Origin of the sequence: Mucilaginibacter sp. R-33 (genome assembly GCF_049949235.1) — a bacterium.
Classification (GTDB): Bacteria; Bacteroidota; Bacteroidia; order Sphingobacteriales; family Sphingobacteriaceae; genus Mucilaginibacter.
Window position 1 is genome coordinate 2,172,931 of sequence record NZ_CP188089.1, and the last position, 16,384, is coordinate 2,189,314.

General features: G+C 42.5%; 12 protein-coding genes. 6 read left to right on the top strand and 6 right to left on the bottom strand.

Annotation, left to right across the window (positions count from 1 at the left end):
* Positions 1 to 154: 154 nt before the first annotated feature.
* Positions 155 to 550, top strand: a complete 396-nt coding sequence (locus tag ACP26M_RS09290) for a hypothetical protein (RefSeq protein ID WP_426588195.1) — start codon at positions 155 to 157, stop codon at positions 548 to 550.
* A gap of 147 nt (positions 551 to 697) precedes the next feature.
* Positions 698 to 949 (top strand): hypothetical protein, encoded by a 252-nt coding sequence (locus tag ACP26M_RS09295; RefSeq protein ID WP_426588197.1) that lies wholly within the window; start codon positions 698 to 700, stop codon positions 947 to 949.
* Positions 950 to 983: 34 nt separating this feature from the next.
* Here ACP26M_RS09295 and ACP26M_RS09300 read toward each other — a convergent pair whose 3' ends face one another.
* Positions 984 to 2,837, bottom strand: coding sequence for a right-handed parallel beta-helix repeat-containing protein (locus ACP26M_RS09300; RefSeq protein WP_426588199.1), 1,854 nt, complete (start codon positions 2,835 to 2,837; stop codon positions 984 to 986).
* Between the two features lie 355 nt (positions 2,838 to 3,192).
* Here ACP26M_RS09300 and ACP26M_RS09305 point away from each other — a divergent pair, with 355 nt between their 5' ends.
* On the top strand, positions 3,193 to 4,884 hold the full coding sequence (locus ACP26M_RS09305) for a sensor histidine kinase (RefSeq protein ID WP_426588201.1): 1,692 nt from the start codon (positions 3,193 to 3,195) through the stop codon (positions 4,882 to 4,884).
* 70 nt (positions 4,885 to 4,954) lie between these two features.
* On the opposite strand, the gene ACP26M_RS09310 is transcribed toward ACP26M_RS09305, so the two are convergent.
* The 3 genes from ACP26M_RS09310 to ACP26M_RS09320 all read right to left on the bottom strand — a co-directional run bounded on the left by ACP26M_RS09310 (position 4,955) and on the right by ACP26M_RS09320 (position 10,044).
* Entirely contained in the window at positions 4,955 to 7,150 is a 2,196-nt protein-coding gene (locus tag ACP26M_RS09310; RefSeq protein ID WP_426588203.1) for a DUF5916 domain-containing protein, read from the bottom strand.
* A 331-nt stretch (positions 7,151 to 7,481) separates the two neighbouring features.
* On the bottom strand, positions 7,482 to 8,546 hold the full coding sequence (locus ACP26M_RS09315) for a M20 family metallo-hydrolase (RefSeq protein ID WP_426588205.1): 1,065 nt from the start codon (positions 8,544 to 8,546) through the stop codon (positions 7,482 to 7,484).
* Between the two features lie 193 nt (positions 8,547 to 8,739).
* On the bottom strand, positions 8,740 to 10,044 hold the full coding sequence (locus tag ACP26M_RS09320) for an MFS transporter (RefSeq protein WP_426588207.1): 1,305 nt from the start codon (positions 10,042 to 10,044) through the stop codon (positions 8,740 to 8,742).
* Between the two features lie 144 nt (positions 10,045 to 10,188).
* On the opposite strand from ACP26M_RS09320, the gene ACP26M_RS09325 reads away from it, so the two are divergent.
* Both ACP26M_RS09325 and ACP26M_RS09330 read left to right on the top strand, forming a co-directional pair.
* Positions 10,189 to 11,475, top strand: a complete 1,287-nt coding sequence (locus ACP26M_RS09325) for a DUF2851 family protein (RefSeq protein ID WP_426588209.1) — start codon at positions 10,189 to 10,191, stop codon at positions 11,473 to 11,475.
* A gap of 4 nt (positions 11,476 to 11,479) precedes the next feature.
* Positions 11,480 to 11,701, top strand: a complete 222-nt coding sequence (locus ACP26M_RS09330; RefSeq protein ID WP_022830549.1) for a PspC domain-containing protein — start codon at positions 11,480 to 11,482, stop codon at positions 11,699 to 11,701.
* A 422-nt stretch (positions 11,702 to 12,123) separates the two neighbouring features.
* On the opposite strand, the gene ACP26M_RS09335 is transcribed toward ACP26M_RS09330, so the two are convergent.
* Both ACP26M_RS09335 and ACP26M_RS09340 read right to left on the bottom strand, forming a co-directional pair.
* Positions 12,124 to 13,326, bottom strand: a complete 1,203-nt coding sequence (locus ACP26M_RS09335; RefSeq protein ID WP_426588212.1) for a PepSY-associated TM helix domain-containing protein — start codon at positions 13,324 to 13,326, stop codon at positions 12,124 to 12,126.
* Position 13,327: 1 nt separating this feature from the next.
* On the bottom strand, positions 13,328 to 15,685 hold the full coding sequence (locus tag ACP26M_RS09340; protein ID WP_426588214.1) for a TonB-dependent siderophore receptor: 2,358 nt from the start codon (positions 15,683 to 15,685) through the stop codon (positions 13,328 to 13,330).
* A gap of 262 nt (positions 15,686 to 15,947) precedes the next feature.
* On the opposite strand from ACP26M_RS09340, the gene ACP26M_RS09345 reads away from it, so the two are divergent.
* Positions 15,948 to 16,346, top strand: coding sequence for a hypothetical protein (locus ACP26M_RS09345; protein ID WP_426588216.1), 399 nt, complete (start codon positions 15,948 to 15,950; stop codon positions 16,344 to 16,346).
* Positions 16,347 to 16,384: the final 38 nt, after the last annotated feature.

Here is a 16,384-nt window from a genome sequence, read left to right on the forward strand (position 1 = left end):
AATTAAAAAATAAAAATACTACTTTCTCTTTTAATTCTTTTTAACTCAGGATATCCAGTTCAGGATCAAAATTTATCCGGTGCCTTTTTTACAAAACGCCTCCCTTGTGTTTCGCATTTCATTTAATCCGGCTTTTGTTTTTAAATTTGTATTGATGATGAATAGCTTACAAATTAAACTCAACAAAGGTCAGCTTGATGAGCTAAAGAATGAACCTGCAAGCTTGTTAAGTTTTCTGAATGTTATGTTTGAGCCGCTTTCGGCAAACTACGAACAGCTTAAACATGCGCTTGAGCGCGAATTCAGGCCGGAAGGTTCGCCGGAAGTGACCCGTTTAAATTTCGACAGGATCAAATTTGATCAGAACACGGGGCAGGGAAGTTTCCGCATAGTGCTCGACGTTAACTACTCGTTTGGTTGCGAAGATGTTGTTACTTACAAAAAAGATCAAACTTCTGAATGGACTTTCCTTGTTGATCACACGCTTTTGATTGTAAGTTTTTATAGCTCGCCCTTTATTGACAGCCGTAGCACGACCGACGAGTTTTAGCTCCCGCTGCCTCCGGAAAGTTATATTACAGCCATCGACAAAACGCAACAACATTTTCCTGCGTTTAGCGATGGCGTCAAAATAGATTTCAGAAAAGCTGATTTTGTAAACGAGCAGATTGGCGTTAGTTTGCTGGATGGGGTACTTATGGCAAACTCACTGCATTTTGTAGCTGATAAACCCAAATTGATAAAACAGTTGGAGAAAGGATTTAAAGCTAATCCTCAATTGCTGATTGTAGAATATGATGCCGCTAAAAGTAATCCCTGGGTTCCCTACCCTATATCATTTCAAAAGTTAGAGGTCGAGTTTACTCTTTTAGGTTATAAAACAGTTAAACTGGCACAAACACCATCAAGGCTTGGAGGAATAATCTACTCGGCACTCGCTATTAAGTAAACTACCCTTCTGTTGGCATCTGTTCATCTTCCGATTACTCTTTCTGCTTTGTTAGCTGATTGTTATAAATCCTGGTGTCCTGACAGTCTTTTAAATTTATCAACTGATCAATATTTTTAACACTGCCAGTTGTGGTTATTTTATTCCCTGTAACTTCAATTCCGGATGTACTTGAAGCATCAAAAAATTGGGTATCCTTCAATGTGACGTTATTATTAATTACTTTAATTCCCGAATGAACCGGCGCCGTCGATTTCACTTTATTTTCGGGCGACAAGGCTATAACCGGTCCTCCACACTTATAAAACGTATTATTTTTAATAGTAACATCTTTTGCCGCCCCCGATTCGTACCAGCTTGACGCATCATCATTGATCATAATTGCGCTGTTGCGGGTCCGGTTAATGATATTGTTTTCAATTATTACTTTCCTGGGAGTGGTAACCAGGATACCTCTTGTAGGGATCTTCTCAATGGTATTGTGATGGATCCATACCTGTGGCGTGGCAGTAATGTTCTCCACCACATCGCCTGTTTGCATATCATCAGGCATCGGGTTGCTAAAATTTAGCAAAAATTCCCTGTTATTCAGCTTCTCGACTTTCGATACCTTATTATTTTGATAAGTAAGTAGGTTGGCGGGGTGAACAAGGCCAATACTGTCGTTAGCCGCAAAAGCATCAAATCCGTAAGTTTGATTATGCATGAACCTTACTTTAACCTGAGTTGCGGAAAGTTTTTCTGTTATTTTAAGAAAAGTGCCATGTACATTAATTGCATCGTCATTTGCTGCCGACAGGTATGAGCCTGCAATTTCAATTTTGCCACTACAACCCGAAAAATGCAGAATATCTGCCCAGGCAGCACACGTGCGACCGTCTTTAGCCTTTACTACAACATGATTGAAGTTCAGGTCCTTGCTAAACTGGCTTACTACGCCCATGCCATGCATAAAGTAAATGCGAATATGGCTTAAATTTACATTACTGCTTCTTTGTATAAAAAAACCGGCGCAATCGCGGGTAACATCACGATTTTGATAGGTTAAGCCTTTTTTAAAACCCGGATTGTTTTTGAAAAATATTCTCAGGCTATGCTCTCCTGTGGCTTCATAGCGGAGTACCTCCTGAGGGATTTCCATTCTCGATAATTCATTGGTGGCATGGTCATACACCTGCCAGTATGACCCGGGCTGATAACTCCAGCCTTCTCCAAGCCATGTTAATGTACTATCTTTAATACTGAATTTGCATTCGGTGTTAACCGCGGCATCGGCATATTTTGAAGTTGTTGTTACCACGCTGAACTCGGAAACCGTTGGACGCTGGTAATCGAAACTCAAGCCATTCAATTTGATATGATGACTGTTATTGATATACGTTTCAATCATTTTGCCGCGAAGGTTTACCGTTGCGCCTTTCCCGTTAATATCAACAAACGTGCTGCTATCAAGCATTAAGGCAATTGCTTTTAATCCGTAGGGCACGTCATTAGTATTGGAAATCTGTAATTGTGTTTTGTAAGCCCCATCCGGAAAGAAGTTATACCGCCCAGGGGCAAACCAGATCTTTACCGGCCTGTCTTTCGTTCCATGGGCCATAATTGACAAGGTTTCGTAAAATCCTCCTGGCGACAGTATCTTCACTACATCACCCGGCGACAAAATAAGCCGGTTAATACCTATAAACGTTTTCCATGCGTTTAAACTGGTTAACCCGGTGTTATCATCATTGCCCTTAACAGGATCGATATAATAGGTTCGATTGCCCGGAGAAACACGCCTTGCGGATGAAGCTAAATATTCAACAGGTTTATTTTGAGTTTTTAATACGTTGCATATCAGACACGGACTTAAAATTAACAGGCATTTTATTGTAAAATATCTCATGGTAAATATCAGGTTACTAATATATGCTGTAGATAGCATAACATTTACGCTTAGCATCTATAATTTTGGCCATCCACAACCAGCATTTAAAAATTACCTTGTCTTTACTTCATAACTTATGGTTAAAACAGCGACCCCTCTTTTATATAATATCCAATACGTTTAACATAAGCGAAAATCATTCATTAAAATATAGGTTAAATATTTACCGCTGTGCCAAAGGTACTGACAGTCAATCGTGATAATCACCGGGTGATTATATTATTTTTATCATTATCATTGTTCTTCAAACCATTAGCAACGACGGTATCAATTTCAAATTGACACCAGCCGGAATACTGATGAAAATAACTATATGAACGTTTTATCCAGGAAGATACTGCTTGCTTTTTTAGCCTTTACCATAATTTTAGTTATCGCTGCCCTTTTTGTGAGAGACAAAATCACCGAAAGATTGGCCCATACGGCACAGATCTCGCACCTTATGGACCTTAATAATTCCAGGCCCCAGCAGGCGCTGCTTTTACTTCACCAGGCCGAGGATTTATTTCAATCCTCACTCGTAGACGCCGACGCTGCTAAGGCTCAGGCTTATCAGGCGAAACTTTCGCTGGCCTTTGCTGAAATTGATACCCTTTTAAACATGCAGCATGACACTACCAAACTAAATGCTGAACAGCGGTCTCAACTTCATACATGGCATAATCAAAAGGTAAAACTATCTGCTGATCTTCTTTCTGCCCGGCACGACTTTGATTCCCTGCTCACAACCTATTCAGATTATAGCACAGCAACCGTTCAAAATAAACTTGCCGTTAAAAGTAGCCGTACGGTACAAAACAGCAGCGACACCTTAACCCAACCCGGCCAGGTAAAACGAAAAGGTTTTTTTGCAAGAATTAAAGAAGCCATAAAGAACAAAAACGCCTATGCAACCAATTCGGGAGGTGTTGTTATTAACCACCGGACCCGAATTTATGTCGACTCGGTTACGCAAAAACTTCGCAATAAAGATCAATCCAACTATCTCAATAAAATCAGGCAATTACAACAAAGCAACTCCAAATTACAGGAAGCGCAAAGACAGCTCATCGCCCTCAATATGCGCATTACCCATAAAATGGAGCAGTTAATTAGTACCATTAAGGATATAAATTACAGCATGACCGATGCCTTTAAGGGTTTAGCCTTTAACAGTTACCTGGAAACAACTCGTTTACTAAACAGGCTTTACCTTGTTGCGCTTTTATTGCTTCTGGCTTTCGCAGTGTTGCTGATCGTGTTTGTTATTAAACTGGGAAAATCTGAAGAGCTTTTACTTAAGGAGAATGAGCGCGCAGTAATGATAGCACGACAAAAAATGGACCTGCTGCTGCATATGAGTCATGAAATCCGTAATCCGCTTACATCAATAAATGGTTTTCTATACATTTTCAGCAGAACGACACTCACACCCAAACAGGCGGAAATGTTGGGTACAGTGCGGGCATCATCCGATTTGTTACTACAAACGCTCAATGATACCCTTGATGCCGCAAAAATGGAAAGCAGTGAACTCAAGATCCATCATGATCCATTCTGTCCGGATAAAACGTTAAAAGAAGTAATTGAAAGCATGGCATTTAGTGCTGATAAAAAACAATTGGAATTAAATTATCATTTTGAAGGCGATCCGGAAGCTGAAGTTTTGGGTGATAGTTTCAGGTTAAAGCAGATTATCGTAAACCTTGTTAGCAATGCTATCAAATATACCGATACGGGAAATGTAAAGATCAAAGCAGCACTAAAATTATCTGACAGCAAAGGGGGCCTAACAGTTGATATCAGCGATACAGGAGCCGGTATAAGCCAGGAACAACAGGTTAACCTGTTTTCAAAATATTACCAAACCAATTCGGCAAAAGGAAATACCGGTACAGGTCTCGGTTTATACATTTGCAAACAATTAATTGAATTGCAAAAAGGTAATATCAGTGTAAAAAGCGATGCGGGCAAAGGAAGTACTTTTAGCTTTGAAATCCCTTACGAAAAGTATGAAATAGATTAACTGCCGGCGTTTTATTTAAAATTTGATGTATATGCCCATAATCTTAGAAAACTCTTTATCCTCCAGCCAATTATAAGTTACACCAGTACGTCCATTTTAACGTTAACTGCCTGTTTTTTACTGTATACGGTGATGGCGTGGTATTATCGCCGTAAACAATAAACAGGTCGGACGCAGGTTTATAGCGCCATTGCAGGCGGGTATTAATGTTGATATTATCCACCTGCTCATTATATTGTATATAGGTGGTAAAATACAAGCTATTGGTGAAGGTAACATCAATTTTTGGCCCTACCAGCCAGAATGTATTATGGCCAAATGGCTGCGGCAACCTTAAATCATTGAAGGAAGTATTGATAGCAATATTTATATAAGGCTGAAAACGATAGCCTATTAAACCTGTAATGCTATTACGAACGCCCTTATCATAATACCCACCGCGCGATGCTTCCAGCAAATAGGTAAACACATTTTGCGGCTTCGACACAAACTGCACATCAATTGTATTCCAATTGTGCTCAGAGCCGGTAGGTAATAAGCCTTTACCGATATTGGTTGGATCATAAGGCCTCAGGAGACGCACATAATCATTTATGCCCGATACCGACAGTGTTGCGCGGTTACGAAATGTGATCAAATATGACAGGATACTTTCATTATCAGTACGATGGAAAGACTCATCGAAGAAATAATTAGAGGTAAGCTGGATGCCATGGCTTAGAATATTACCTTGCTTAGGAAAAAAATTACGTAGTAACAGCGGGCTTAACTTCACATAACCAACACGGGGAACATAGCCCACTTCGGCATTGTAATTTTTACCTACGTACTCCTCCTGCATATAAAGCGTCCAGTATTTGCTCAGGTATTGGAAATGATCGGATACCACGTAATCATGCCCGCTTACACCTGGTGTAAATGATTTAAGGGCGAGTACTTTGCCTGTCCAGATATTGCTGCGCGAGGCAAGATTAAACTCGGCGCCTATATTGCGGTTATAGGCGGTTGATCCGGTATTGGTGCCGGGAATATTGGCAGTAGCGTCCTTATTTACAAATAGGAAAGCGATGTTTGAACGATCAAGGATCCGTCTTTGCAAGGTAATAATGCCGTAGTTTTCAGGAGCCTGCCGGGCACTGCCCGAGCCGCCTGTTTGAATATCCATAGCGCCTATACGCCAGTCCTTATCCAATTTACCGGTGAGTCTTGCTCCAAAATCAATCGGTACGTTGAGGCCTATCCGCCTTGAAAAAAATGGGCGAATATCTGAATAACCAAAGTTAGCAAACAGGTCACCGTTTTCTAAAAAAAACTGCCGTTTTTCAGGAAAGAAAAGTTCGTATCTGTTGAGGTTGATTACCTGTTGATCAACATCAACCTGCGAAAAATCGGGATTGACTGTTAAATCGAGGTTAAGCGCTGGTGTGACGGAGATCTTGGCATCCCCTCCTATTTCATGTCTATATTCGGTTTTGGTATTATGCTGATAATCTTTAGATAAACCCGTAAGCGCGTATGGGATTATAGATACGTTGCTGCTGGCCGTTGGAGGCGCTTCGTCCCAAACAAGTGTGCCGGTGTAAGCCAATGAAGCTGTAGGAAATTGCCGTGGGATGGGTGTCCAGCTTGATTTTTCGGCAGTCTTGAGATCATTACGGCTAAAGTTGATCCCCCATTCCTTTATACCTTTTTTATAACGGATACTCTTAAACGGGATGGATGCTTCCCAAACCCATTTATCAGGATAATTTTTTACTGCCGAATACCAGCGATTATCCCAGCTAAGGTCAACCTTGCCGCCTTCATACATGCTGCCATCCCACTGCCCTCCCGCCGCGTTGGCGCCAAAGCTAAAGCCATCGGTGCGGGCATCAAATGGGTCCATGAAGATCAGGAAATTATCATTTTTCACAAAATTGAAATCACGTTTTAACGACTCAACCATGTAAGGCCCTGGCACCGAATTATAATTGATAGCTATGATGTACAGGTTTTTATCATCGTAGGTCATCCGTACCTCGGTTTTAACAGTAGCCTTACTGGTATCCATCGGCAATACCATAAAAAAATCGCCTGCCGCATCGGCCTGCATCCAGGCTTGCTCATTCATCACCCCGTCTATATTAATAGCCGAAGCTGCCCTGCGGATATGGTACTTATACCCCGCGTTCTTTTTTTGAGCCGATGCATAAAAGCAGGTTATACAGCATAAGATGATGAGCAAGAATGTTTTTGCCGAAAGCCAGCAATAGCGTTTTAAGGGCATTAAGATAAGGGTATATAAACTTATTGGTTCACGAATTTTAAAACTACATTTTTTTAGTAAAAATCAACGCCTTGTATCATATAATTTACGGCCCGGGTTCTACACAAACAATTATATATCTAACAATCAGTGCATTATATATATACCCTTGTAAAGCAGGTTTAATCTTATAACCAAACAGCCCGCTTAACCGATCGGTTAAGCGGACTGTAATTTACCCGTTATCCTGAACTTATCTCGGTACCTTACAGAACAAGTACCCGACATGCAATGTCGGCTTACCCTGCGGAGTACCGAAAGAAGTTCGGCATGACCTTTTACTTTTAAAATGTTAATTAATACTCTCTAGCATCTTAATGTACAACTCAATGCCCTCCCTGATCTCATCTACATAAACAAATTCATCGGCAGTATGTGAACGTGCGGAATCGCCGGGGCCAACTTTTATGGAAGGGATATCCAGCAATGATTGATCTGATGTGGTTGGTGAGCCATAGGTGGTACGGCCAAGCGCTATACCAGCCTGAACTATGGGATGTTCTTTAGGGATAGATGATGGTTTTAACCTGATAGAACGCGGTTTTACATCGCTGGCAACATGCTCACGGATAATCTCCAGTACTTCCTCATTACGATAAGCATCAGTTACACGCACGTCAACAGTATACACGCAGCTGGCAGGCACAACGTTGTGTTGTGAGCCGGCATTAATAATAGTCACAGACATTTTTATCGGTCCAAAAACTTCTGATTCTTTCGGAAATTTAAAAGTACGGAACCATTCAATATCTGTTAACGCTTTGTAGATAGCGTTTTCCCCTTCTTCGCGGGCGGCATGGCCGGCACGGCCATGAGCGGTGCAATCCAACACCATTAACCCCCGTTCGGCAATTGCCAATTGCATTAGGGTTGGCTCACCTACTATACCAAAAGATAGTTGCCCTAAATCGGGAATGATCAGCTCCAGGCCGTTTACGCCTGAAATTTCTTCTTCGGCGGTAGTCGCCAGACAGAAATTATACTTCATGTTCTCCTTATCATGAAAATAAAGAAATACAGCTATAAGTGAAACCAGGCAGCCGCCGGCATCATTACTGCCAAGGCCATATAATTTACCATCTTCAATTTTGGCATCGTAAGGATCGCGTGTATAGCCCGAATTGGGTTTAACGGTATCATGATGTGAGTTAAGGAGGATAGTTTCTTTAGTTGGGTCGAAATGTTTATTCCAGGCCCAGATATTGTTAAGCTTACGATGAGTGGTTACCCCATGCGACTGCAGGAATTCGTTGATCAGATCGGCGGTGCGGTCTTCCTCTTTACTAAACGATGGAATGGATATTAGTTGTTGCAGTAATGTTACCGCCAGTTGAAATAAATTGCTTGTGTCAGTCATAAATTTAAGGGTTATCCCTTGTAATGAACGGGCAAAATTAACACTTTTTATTGATCAGAATTTTCAGAATTCGAGAATTCGCAGAATTGACATCAGAAATATCAGCCCCATTGATCTATAGTTAACCATTAAATAACAATTAATTAACGCACCCATTCAGCTAATTCTAAAATTCTGTAAATTCTGATTCAGACTACTCTTCTTCCATTTTTGAATGTTTGCGGGTATCATTCATGGTGATATATAAAATCAACGATAACCCGATACAAACTGTTACATACCAATAAAACCATTGCGCATGATGTTCATTTTTGAACCACAGGGCAATATATTCGGCAGTACCGCCAAACAGGGATACGGCTATTGCATAAGGAAAACCTACGCCCAGGGCGCGTACATTGGCCGGAAAAAGTTCGGCCTTTACAACAGCATTGATCGATGTATAGCCGCTTACAATGATCAGTGCGCAAAGGATTAGCGCGAATGCAACCCATGCATCTTTAGTATGGCTTAGCAATGTCATAATAGGAATTGTACAAAGCGTACCCAATATGCCGAAGCCAATCAGCAAAGGCTTCCGGCCAATTTTATCAGAAAGTAGGCCAAATAAAGGTTGTAGCAGCATAAATACAGCTAATGTTAAGGTTGATATGAGTGTAGCGGCACTCTTACTGAAGCCGGATGTATTAACCAAAAACTTTTGCATATAAGTAGTAAAGGTGTAAAACGCCAGCGTACCACCAATGGTTAATCCTATTACCGTAAAAACAGCTTTGGGATGTTGTGTTAAAGCTTTTATCGTGCCATTCAGGTTATCGGCTTTTTTATTTTCTTCATCAAACGACGCCGATTCCTGTAAGCTTCGCCTTAAATACATAGTGGTGACAGCCAGTATTGCCCCGATTCCAAATGGAATGCGCCAGCCCCAGTCATGCAATTGTTTTTCAGATAAAAACGCTCTTTGCAGTAACACTAAAACGCCCAACGCCAGTAATTGCCCCATAATAAGCGTTACATATTGAAAGCTTGAATAAAAACCACGATGCTTTTTTGTAGCCATTTCGCTCAGATAGGTGGCGCTGGTTCCATACTCCCCTCCTACACTCAGGCCCTGGATAATGCGGGCCAACACCAGCAGTATAGGCGCAGCAACCCCGATGGATTTGTAGCCAGGCGTTATGGCAATGATCAATGAACCAACGCTCATGAGCAGTACCGAAAATGTAAGCGCTGTTTTACGGCCGCGTTTATCGGCAAAGGAGCCCATTACCCAACCGCCTATAGGGCGCATTAAAAAGCCGATGGCAAAAATGCCGGCGGTGTTTAAAAGCTGTACGGTTTGGTCATCTGAAGGGAAAAAAGCATCTGAAAAATAAAGAGAAAAAGCTGTGTAAGCATACCAATCGTACCATTCAACCAAATTACCCAGAGATCCGCCAATAATGGATTTAATGCGCCCACCCGTGGTCCGGGGTACTGGTGATTTTATTTCATTCATAGGCTTGGCAAATATTGTTGGTTTCCGTAATATTAGGAATTTTAAAATAGAGGCGCAATACCAATATAATAACAGGCATATTTGCTTTAATAAAACTTATTCAACCTAATCTAACGGTATCAACCATTCACCCAAAACACAACCATGCTTTTCACCGAAGATTTTTTGCATTACATCTGGAAATTCAGGCTTTTTGAGCGCGAAAACCTTCAAACTGTAGATGGCGAAGAACTGGAGATCTTTTCGGCAGGGCTGCACAATTCAGATTCAGGTCCCGATTTTCATAATGCGAAGATCCGTATTAGCGAAACTGTTTGGGCAGGTAACGTAGAAGTACACCTTTCCGCGTCCGACTGGCAAAAGCATGGCCATACTAATGATGGCGCTTATGATAATGTGATATTACATGTGGTTTATCGTAACGATGCGCAGCTGTTTTTACCAAACGGGCGCAAAGTTCCAACTCTTGAACTGCAAAGCCGTATTAGTGAAACACTTTACAACAAATACCATAAACTGGTTTTCGGCAACCAAAGCTTTATACCCTGCGAAAACGGCATCGCTACAGTGGATGCCCTCACCATGCAAAACTGGCTTACCCGCGTACTCGTTGAGCGGATGGAAAAACGATCGGCCAATGTGGTGGCGGCTTTGGCACTTAACAAAGGCGATTGGGAGGAAACTTTTTACCAGTTTTTAGCGGCAAACTTTGGTTTTAAAGTAAACGCCCTGCCGTTTGAGCTGATGGCTAAATCGCTGCCTCAGCTTATCCTCGCCAAAAACAAAAATAACCCAATGCAGATAGAGGCTTTGATATTTGGACAAGCAGGCTTTTTAGAGGGTGAATTTAAAGATGATTATCCCCTCAAACTTCAAAAGGAGTATGAATATCTGCGTAAAAAATACAACCTTAAACCTATAGAAAGCCACCTGTGGAAGTTTATGCGGCTAAGGCCCCAAAACTTTCCAACCATCAGGCTGGCGCAATTTGCCGCACTTATCGTACAGTCAAACCACCTGTTATCTAAAATATTAGAAATTAAAGAGGTAAAAGCACTGCGTAGTTTATTTACAGAGATCAAAGTAAACGATTACTGGGAGGATCATTACCGGTTTGATGTACAATCCAAGCCGTCATCAAAAAACATGGGCGATGGATCTGTTGATATTTTGCTGCTCAATGCAGTGGCCTTGTTCCTGTTCAGTTACGGCAAGCAGCATCAGCAGCAATATTTTATTAGCCGTAGTCTTAAATTGTTAGAAAATTTACCGGCCGAAAAAAACAATATTATTGCTGATTTTGTTAACTTAGGAGTGAAAATTGAAACTGCGTTTGAATCACAGGCATTGCTTGAATTAAAAAATAATTATTGCAATTATAAGAAATGCCTGCAATGCGGCGTTGGTAATAAGATACTAAAACTGGCCTGACACCATGCTACAGCGGATACTTACTTTCTTTGAACGGTACTCTTTTGGTGTATGCACCTACCTTGGCGAACGCTTTAACATCTCGATTTCCAAGATCAGGCTTTTCTTTATCTACTCGTCTTTCCTGGCAGTAGGCTTTCCGCTTATATTTTATTTTTTTGCAGGTATTGTGTTAGATATCCGGAACTTTATTAAACGCAAGCATACCGGGGTTACTGATCTTTAACCGTTGACCGTAATATAGCTTCGAAGACTAATTATTAATTCATTAAGAGTACCTGAATAATTATACTCCTCAATTGCAGGATATTTAGAACTAATTCCCGTCACAAAATACACGTAGATACTTACGATTCCAATCAGACTACACCCAAATACAAATTTAGGGCATTAAAACTAAAAATGTCAATGCGTTTGAGTGGAGCCGAATCTACCTTTGCTAACTGAAATGATCCTATTGGGTTTGCTTTGGGCTTATAGAATATATGTATTTGTTTATTACTGTAAGTTGCTCGATCATATCTCAATATCCTGCTCAATTTCGAATGATTAACAATTCCTTTTACGTAAACTGAAGTTAGGATAAATACCGTGGCGCCTGAACTGCCTGCCCGAAGATCAGCTTCGGGGCAGGCAGGACTTTGATCCTTAGGCCAATGGCGAGGCTGCTTTTTTCTTCTTTTTACCCCACTTGCGGTTATACCAGATCAGCGTGCCCGTTACCGGTAAACTCGCGCCGATCATACACGCGACGAAAGCCAGTATTTTGGTCGGCAGTCCGAGGATCTGACCGGTATGGATATCGAAATTCATGCGGTATAGTTTTTCGCCCGCAGACAGCTCGCCGTAAGGGCGGTCTTCCTCATCAATATAATGTAATGGTTTAAGTGTGCTTTGATCATAAAAATAGGTTGCGCGGTTATAAATAATGGTGCCGTCACTGAAGAATACCATCGCCTCGTAAGGTTCTTTGGCTTCATGGGGGGCGGTTAAAACGATACGCCCGAAATCCGGATGGCGTTTGGCCGTTTGCCGCCAGATATGGTCCAGTGCCACGGCTACCACAGTCTTGTTTATAAGCGTCGTATCTGACGATGGCTCATCTTCTTTGAGTTCAACGGGCGTTTTCCAGGTCAGCGTACGGTACATGCCGTGTTTGAACCAATCGAACGTAAAATAGATGCCTGTAACCGTTAAAAAAAGGATAAAAATGGAAGCATAAAACCCGACCACATTATGCAGGTCGATATTCAATCGTTTCCAGTTGGCGTTCCATTTGATCTTAAAGCTCCTATTGCGGTTTTTTTGGCTCCAGCTTCGCGGGTACCACCAGATCAGGCCGGTAATGATAATGACCAGGAATATCAAACAGGCCGAACCGACGATGGGACTGCCGATCTTTTGCGGCAACCATAGAAAGCGGTGCCCTGCGCGTACAAACAGGATAAAGAATTCGAAGGACGAAGGCTTACGTTTATCCAGGATAATATGCCCGTCATAAGGATCAACATAGATATTGACAATACCTTTTTTACCGAAAGTATAGCCAACCATGACCGAACGCCCGCGGCCGTTATTGATGAGATTGCTCAGTGTTGCCCCGGTATCTTTTTTTACCCCAAGGTAAGCCTGGGTTTTGGCAATAAGCGCGGAGGGCTGAAGATACGGCCTATCACGTACTTCAACGCGCTGGTATTTTTCCGTAAAATAGCCGATCTCGTAGCGCCAGACCCAAAGCCCCCCTGTAAAACATACAATGAAGACGATCAGGCCGGAGATCAGCCCCAGCCATAAATGCAGCCATTCCGCTACAAGGCGGAAGGCTGATTTCTTTTTTCTATTCGTTACCATATTAAAACTTGATCGTGAGATTAGCAGCTATATTGGCCAAAGGCTGGGCTGAACCGGCAAGGTCCCAATACTTTTGTTTGGCGAGGTTATTTACCTTAAAATCAAAGCGCCATTTCGGCTGATCATAAAAAACAGCCGCGTTTAGGATAGTATAATGCGGCAGGCTGTAAGTGTTGTCTGCGGTTAGAAAGGCCTTGCTTACATAGTTGCCGCCAAAGCCGATCCCGACATTTTTTAAAGTCTGCTGGAAGCGGTAGCTGACCCACCAGTTAGCGATTCTTGCGGGCGCGGTAGCTGCCATATTGCCTTCCAGGACAGGATTGGTAGTTTTTAAGATCTTATTGTTATTATAAGCATACCCCATGATGATGTTCAAACCAGGCAAGGGGTTGGCAATCAGCTCGGCATCCACTCCTTTGCTAACCTGCCTGCCGTCCTGAAAGGTAAAACCTTTTGAATCCGTACGGGTGGCGTTGGCGATGTTGGTATAGTAGTAACTTAAGGTCAGGTTCACTTTTTTTTCAAATGCTTCGGTCTTGATCCCACCCTCCGTTTGGTTGGCGAAGATGGGCTTCACTACGAATAAAGTACCGTCGGGTTGTTGAACTGGGGCAATATTCTGGAAACCGCTCATGTAATTACCAAACAGCGAAACCTGGTCTTTAACCGCCTGGTAAACCAAACCCAGCTTCGGAGCCACTGAGTTTTGGGTATAAGGACTTGATACGCTCGGGCTGGTATAGCCTTTATAGCGGTAGTGATCAAAGCGGAGGCCCAGCATGGCGAAAAGGCGTTCATTCAGGCTGATCACATCCGTCGCATAGGCGCTGGTGGTAAACTGGTCTGAAACACCGAATGGAGCAAGCATGCCGTATTTAAGAAAATACTCATCTACTTTAGCCTTGCCCACAGCAACCGGGTTAGAGGTTTTGTTTACATCTACCGTGTCGATAAACCGGTTAGCCGGTGTAAACGTACTATAGAAATTGCCGTTATAATAACGGTAGCTCAGGCCAATCAACACTTTATGTTTGATTGCGCCAGTTTTGAATTCTCCATTGATGTTTTCCTGAAAATTGGTATAATTATTAAACATCGGGCCATAAAGCACCACATTGCGGGCCACTTTTGTTGGAGAGATCCAGGTCGGATAATACTGGTAGCTCTGTTTCACGTTCTCGCTTACGAAAGAGAATAAAGTGGTCGCGGTCCAGTTGTCTGAAATCCTGTATTTGCCTTCCAGAAATATTTTATTGGAACTGGTCAGCGCGTTGGCATCGTCGAGATACAGTGACTTGTTATAAGCCAGCGGGATTTGGTCAGCACTGGTGATCCCCGAAGCAGGTGTCACGCGGGTATACATGATCCTTGTCTGGTCGGTATTGAAATACTCTAAATCGGCGCTCAGTTTTAGGCGGTCGCTGACTTGGTAAGACAAGCTGGGCGCAATGAGCACGGTGTTATTATGCCCGTTGGTTAAAAAACTGTTCTGGCGGTTCACAGCGGTATTGATCCGAACCAAGGCTGTTCTTTCGGAATTTAGCGGAGCGTTCACGTCCGCACTAACCCGGTTCAATCCGTAGCTGCCCAACGTATATGAGGCGGAACCGCCAAACGTATCGTACGGCCTCTTGGTGACCACATTGACCACTCCGCCGAAAGAAGAAATATTAGCTCCGAACAAAGTACCTGAGGGGCCCTTCAGTACTTCTATACGCTCGATATTACCGATATCCAAGCCAGAACGGCTGTCTACCGTTTCCATCCCGTTACGGGCGTTAATCCCTGTAATAAAGCCGCGTGAAGTAATGGCGAAGCCACCCGCCGGGTAGGTATTTGGCGCAGCCCCTGTAATGTTACTGGTGGCCTGGCTGATATTGGTTGCCACCTGCTCCTGCAGTAATTCCTTAGTCACTACACTGTAAACCTGCGGGTTTTCCAGATTGGCCAGCGGCATCCTGGCCACCAGCTCGCTTTTTTTATTGGCAAATTTGTTGGTTTTAGCACCCTTTACCACTACTTCCTGCAATTGCTCATTATTCTCGGCCAATACAAAATCAACGGTCAGTGTTTCGCCGGCTTTGAGCTCCACTTCTTTGTTTTGGGTGATCAAGCCTATAAAACTGGCCGTCAACGTATAATTGCCCGGAGAGACGTTTTTTAATTGATAATTGCCCTTTTGATTGACGGTCGTTCCCCTGGTTGCACCATTCAAGGCGATCGTCACAAATTCAGCGGGCTGGCCGTCCGAGGTTTTGACGGTCCCCTTGATGGTCCCGGTCTGGGCGAACAGGACCGCCGAAAAAAATAATGAAAGAAAAGTAAAGTAAAATTTTTTACTGCATAAGAAAGAATACATCTTTGTTTAAATGATTAATGGGTTGAAGGATCTGTTAACATTGGCCGGTAGGAAGTTTGGCGACGGATCACCGGCTTTTTATGCGTATTAATTTATTACATAGGCCACATCTTATTCGTGGCAAAGAAACACACTATTTAGAATTAATCCAAATAAAAATAGCGCCACCTGCATACACTAATCGCATGTAATATTATACACCCGTTTTTCCATGAGATGTAAACTCAGTTTTCCTACAGAATTTATTAGTTAATTTACGCTCATGCTCAAAAGGATCGCGGCTTTTTGGATGATCGGATATTTGCTCTTTGGCTGCATTGTTTTGCCATTGGGTGATTTTTCGCTGCTTAACGAATTACCGCGCATGTACCAGGCTTATGAAAGGGTGGTCACACCTGACGAAAAAGGCGTACTGGATTTCATCGGTGATTACCTGCTGAACGGCAAAGATCTGTTAAACCATAACCAGCATGATCAGCCATCAAAACCCGGAGCGTTGCAATTCCAGGGCACGCCATCCTTTGCTGTTAATATTCAACCGGTTAGCCCGTTTTTGGCTGAACCGTTATCATTAGGCTCCATCATCCCAGCTTTGTTACATCATAGCTCCGGTGCTTTGAGTTATTACCACCCTTCTTTGTTTCGTCCGCCTTTAGCATAAGAAAACCCTCATTTTCTCAATCATCAATTTCTTATGTT

Excerpts from the sequence above, each read along its gene's own strand:
- ACP26M_RS09290 (WP_426588195.1), top strand. The coding sequence starts at position 155 with ATGATGAATAGCTTACAAATTAAACTCAACAAAGGTCAGCTTGATGAG.
- ACP26M_RS09295 (WP_426588197.1), top strand. The coding sequence starts at position 698 with ATGGCAAACTCACTGCATTTTGTAGCTGATAAACCCAAATTGATAAAA.
- ACP26M_RS09300 (WP_426588199.1), bottom strand. The coding sequence starts at position 2,837 with ATGAGATATTTTACAATAAAATGCCTGTTAATTTTAAGTCCGTGTCTG.
- ACP26M_RS09305 (WP_426588201.1), top strand. The coding sequence starts at position 3,193 with ATGAACGTTTTATCCAGGAAGATACTGCTTGCTTTTTTAGCCTTTACC.
- ACP26M_RS09310 (WP_426588203.1), bottom strand. The coding sequence starts at position 7,150 with ATGCCCTTAAAACGCTATTGCTGGCTTTCGGCAAAAACATTCTTGCTC.
- ACP26M_RS09315 (WP_426588205.1), bottom strand. The coding sequence starts at position 8,546 with ATGACTGACACAAGCAATTTATTTCAACTGGCGGTAACATTACTGCAA.
- ACP26M_RS09320 (WP_426588207.1), bottom strand. The coding sequence starts at position 10,044 with ATGAATGAAATAAAATCACCAGTACCCCGGACCACGGGTGGGCGCATT.
- ACP26M_RS09325 (WP_426588209.1), top strand. The coding sequence starts at position 10,189 with ATGCTTTTCACCGAAGATTTTTTGCATTACATCTGGAAATTCAGGCTT.
- ACP26M_RS09330 (WP_022830549.1), top strand. The coding sequence starts at position 11,480 with ATGCTACAGCGGATACTTACTTTCTTTGAACGGTACTCTTTTGGTGTA.
- ACP26M_RS09335 (WP_426588212.1), bottom strand. The coding sequence starts at position 13,326 with ATGGTAACGAATAGAAAAAAGAAATCAGCCTTCCGCCTTGTAGCGGAA.
- ACP26M_RS09340 (WP_426588214.1), bottom strand. The coding sequence starts at position 15,685 with ATGTATTCTTTCTTATGCAGTAAAAAATTTTACTTTACTTTTCTTTCA.
- ACP26M_RS09345 (WP_426588216.1), top strand. The coding sequence starts at position 15,948 with ATGCTCAAAAGGATCGCGGCTTTTTGGATGATCGGATATTTGCTCTTT.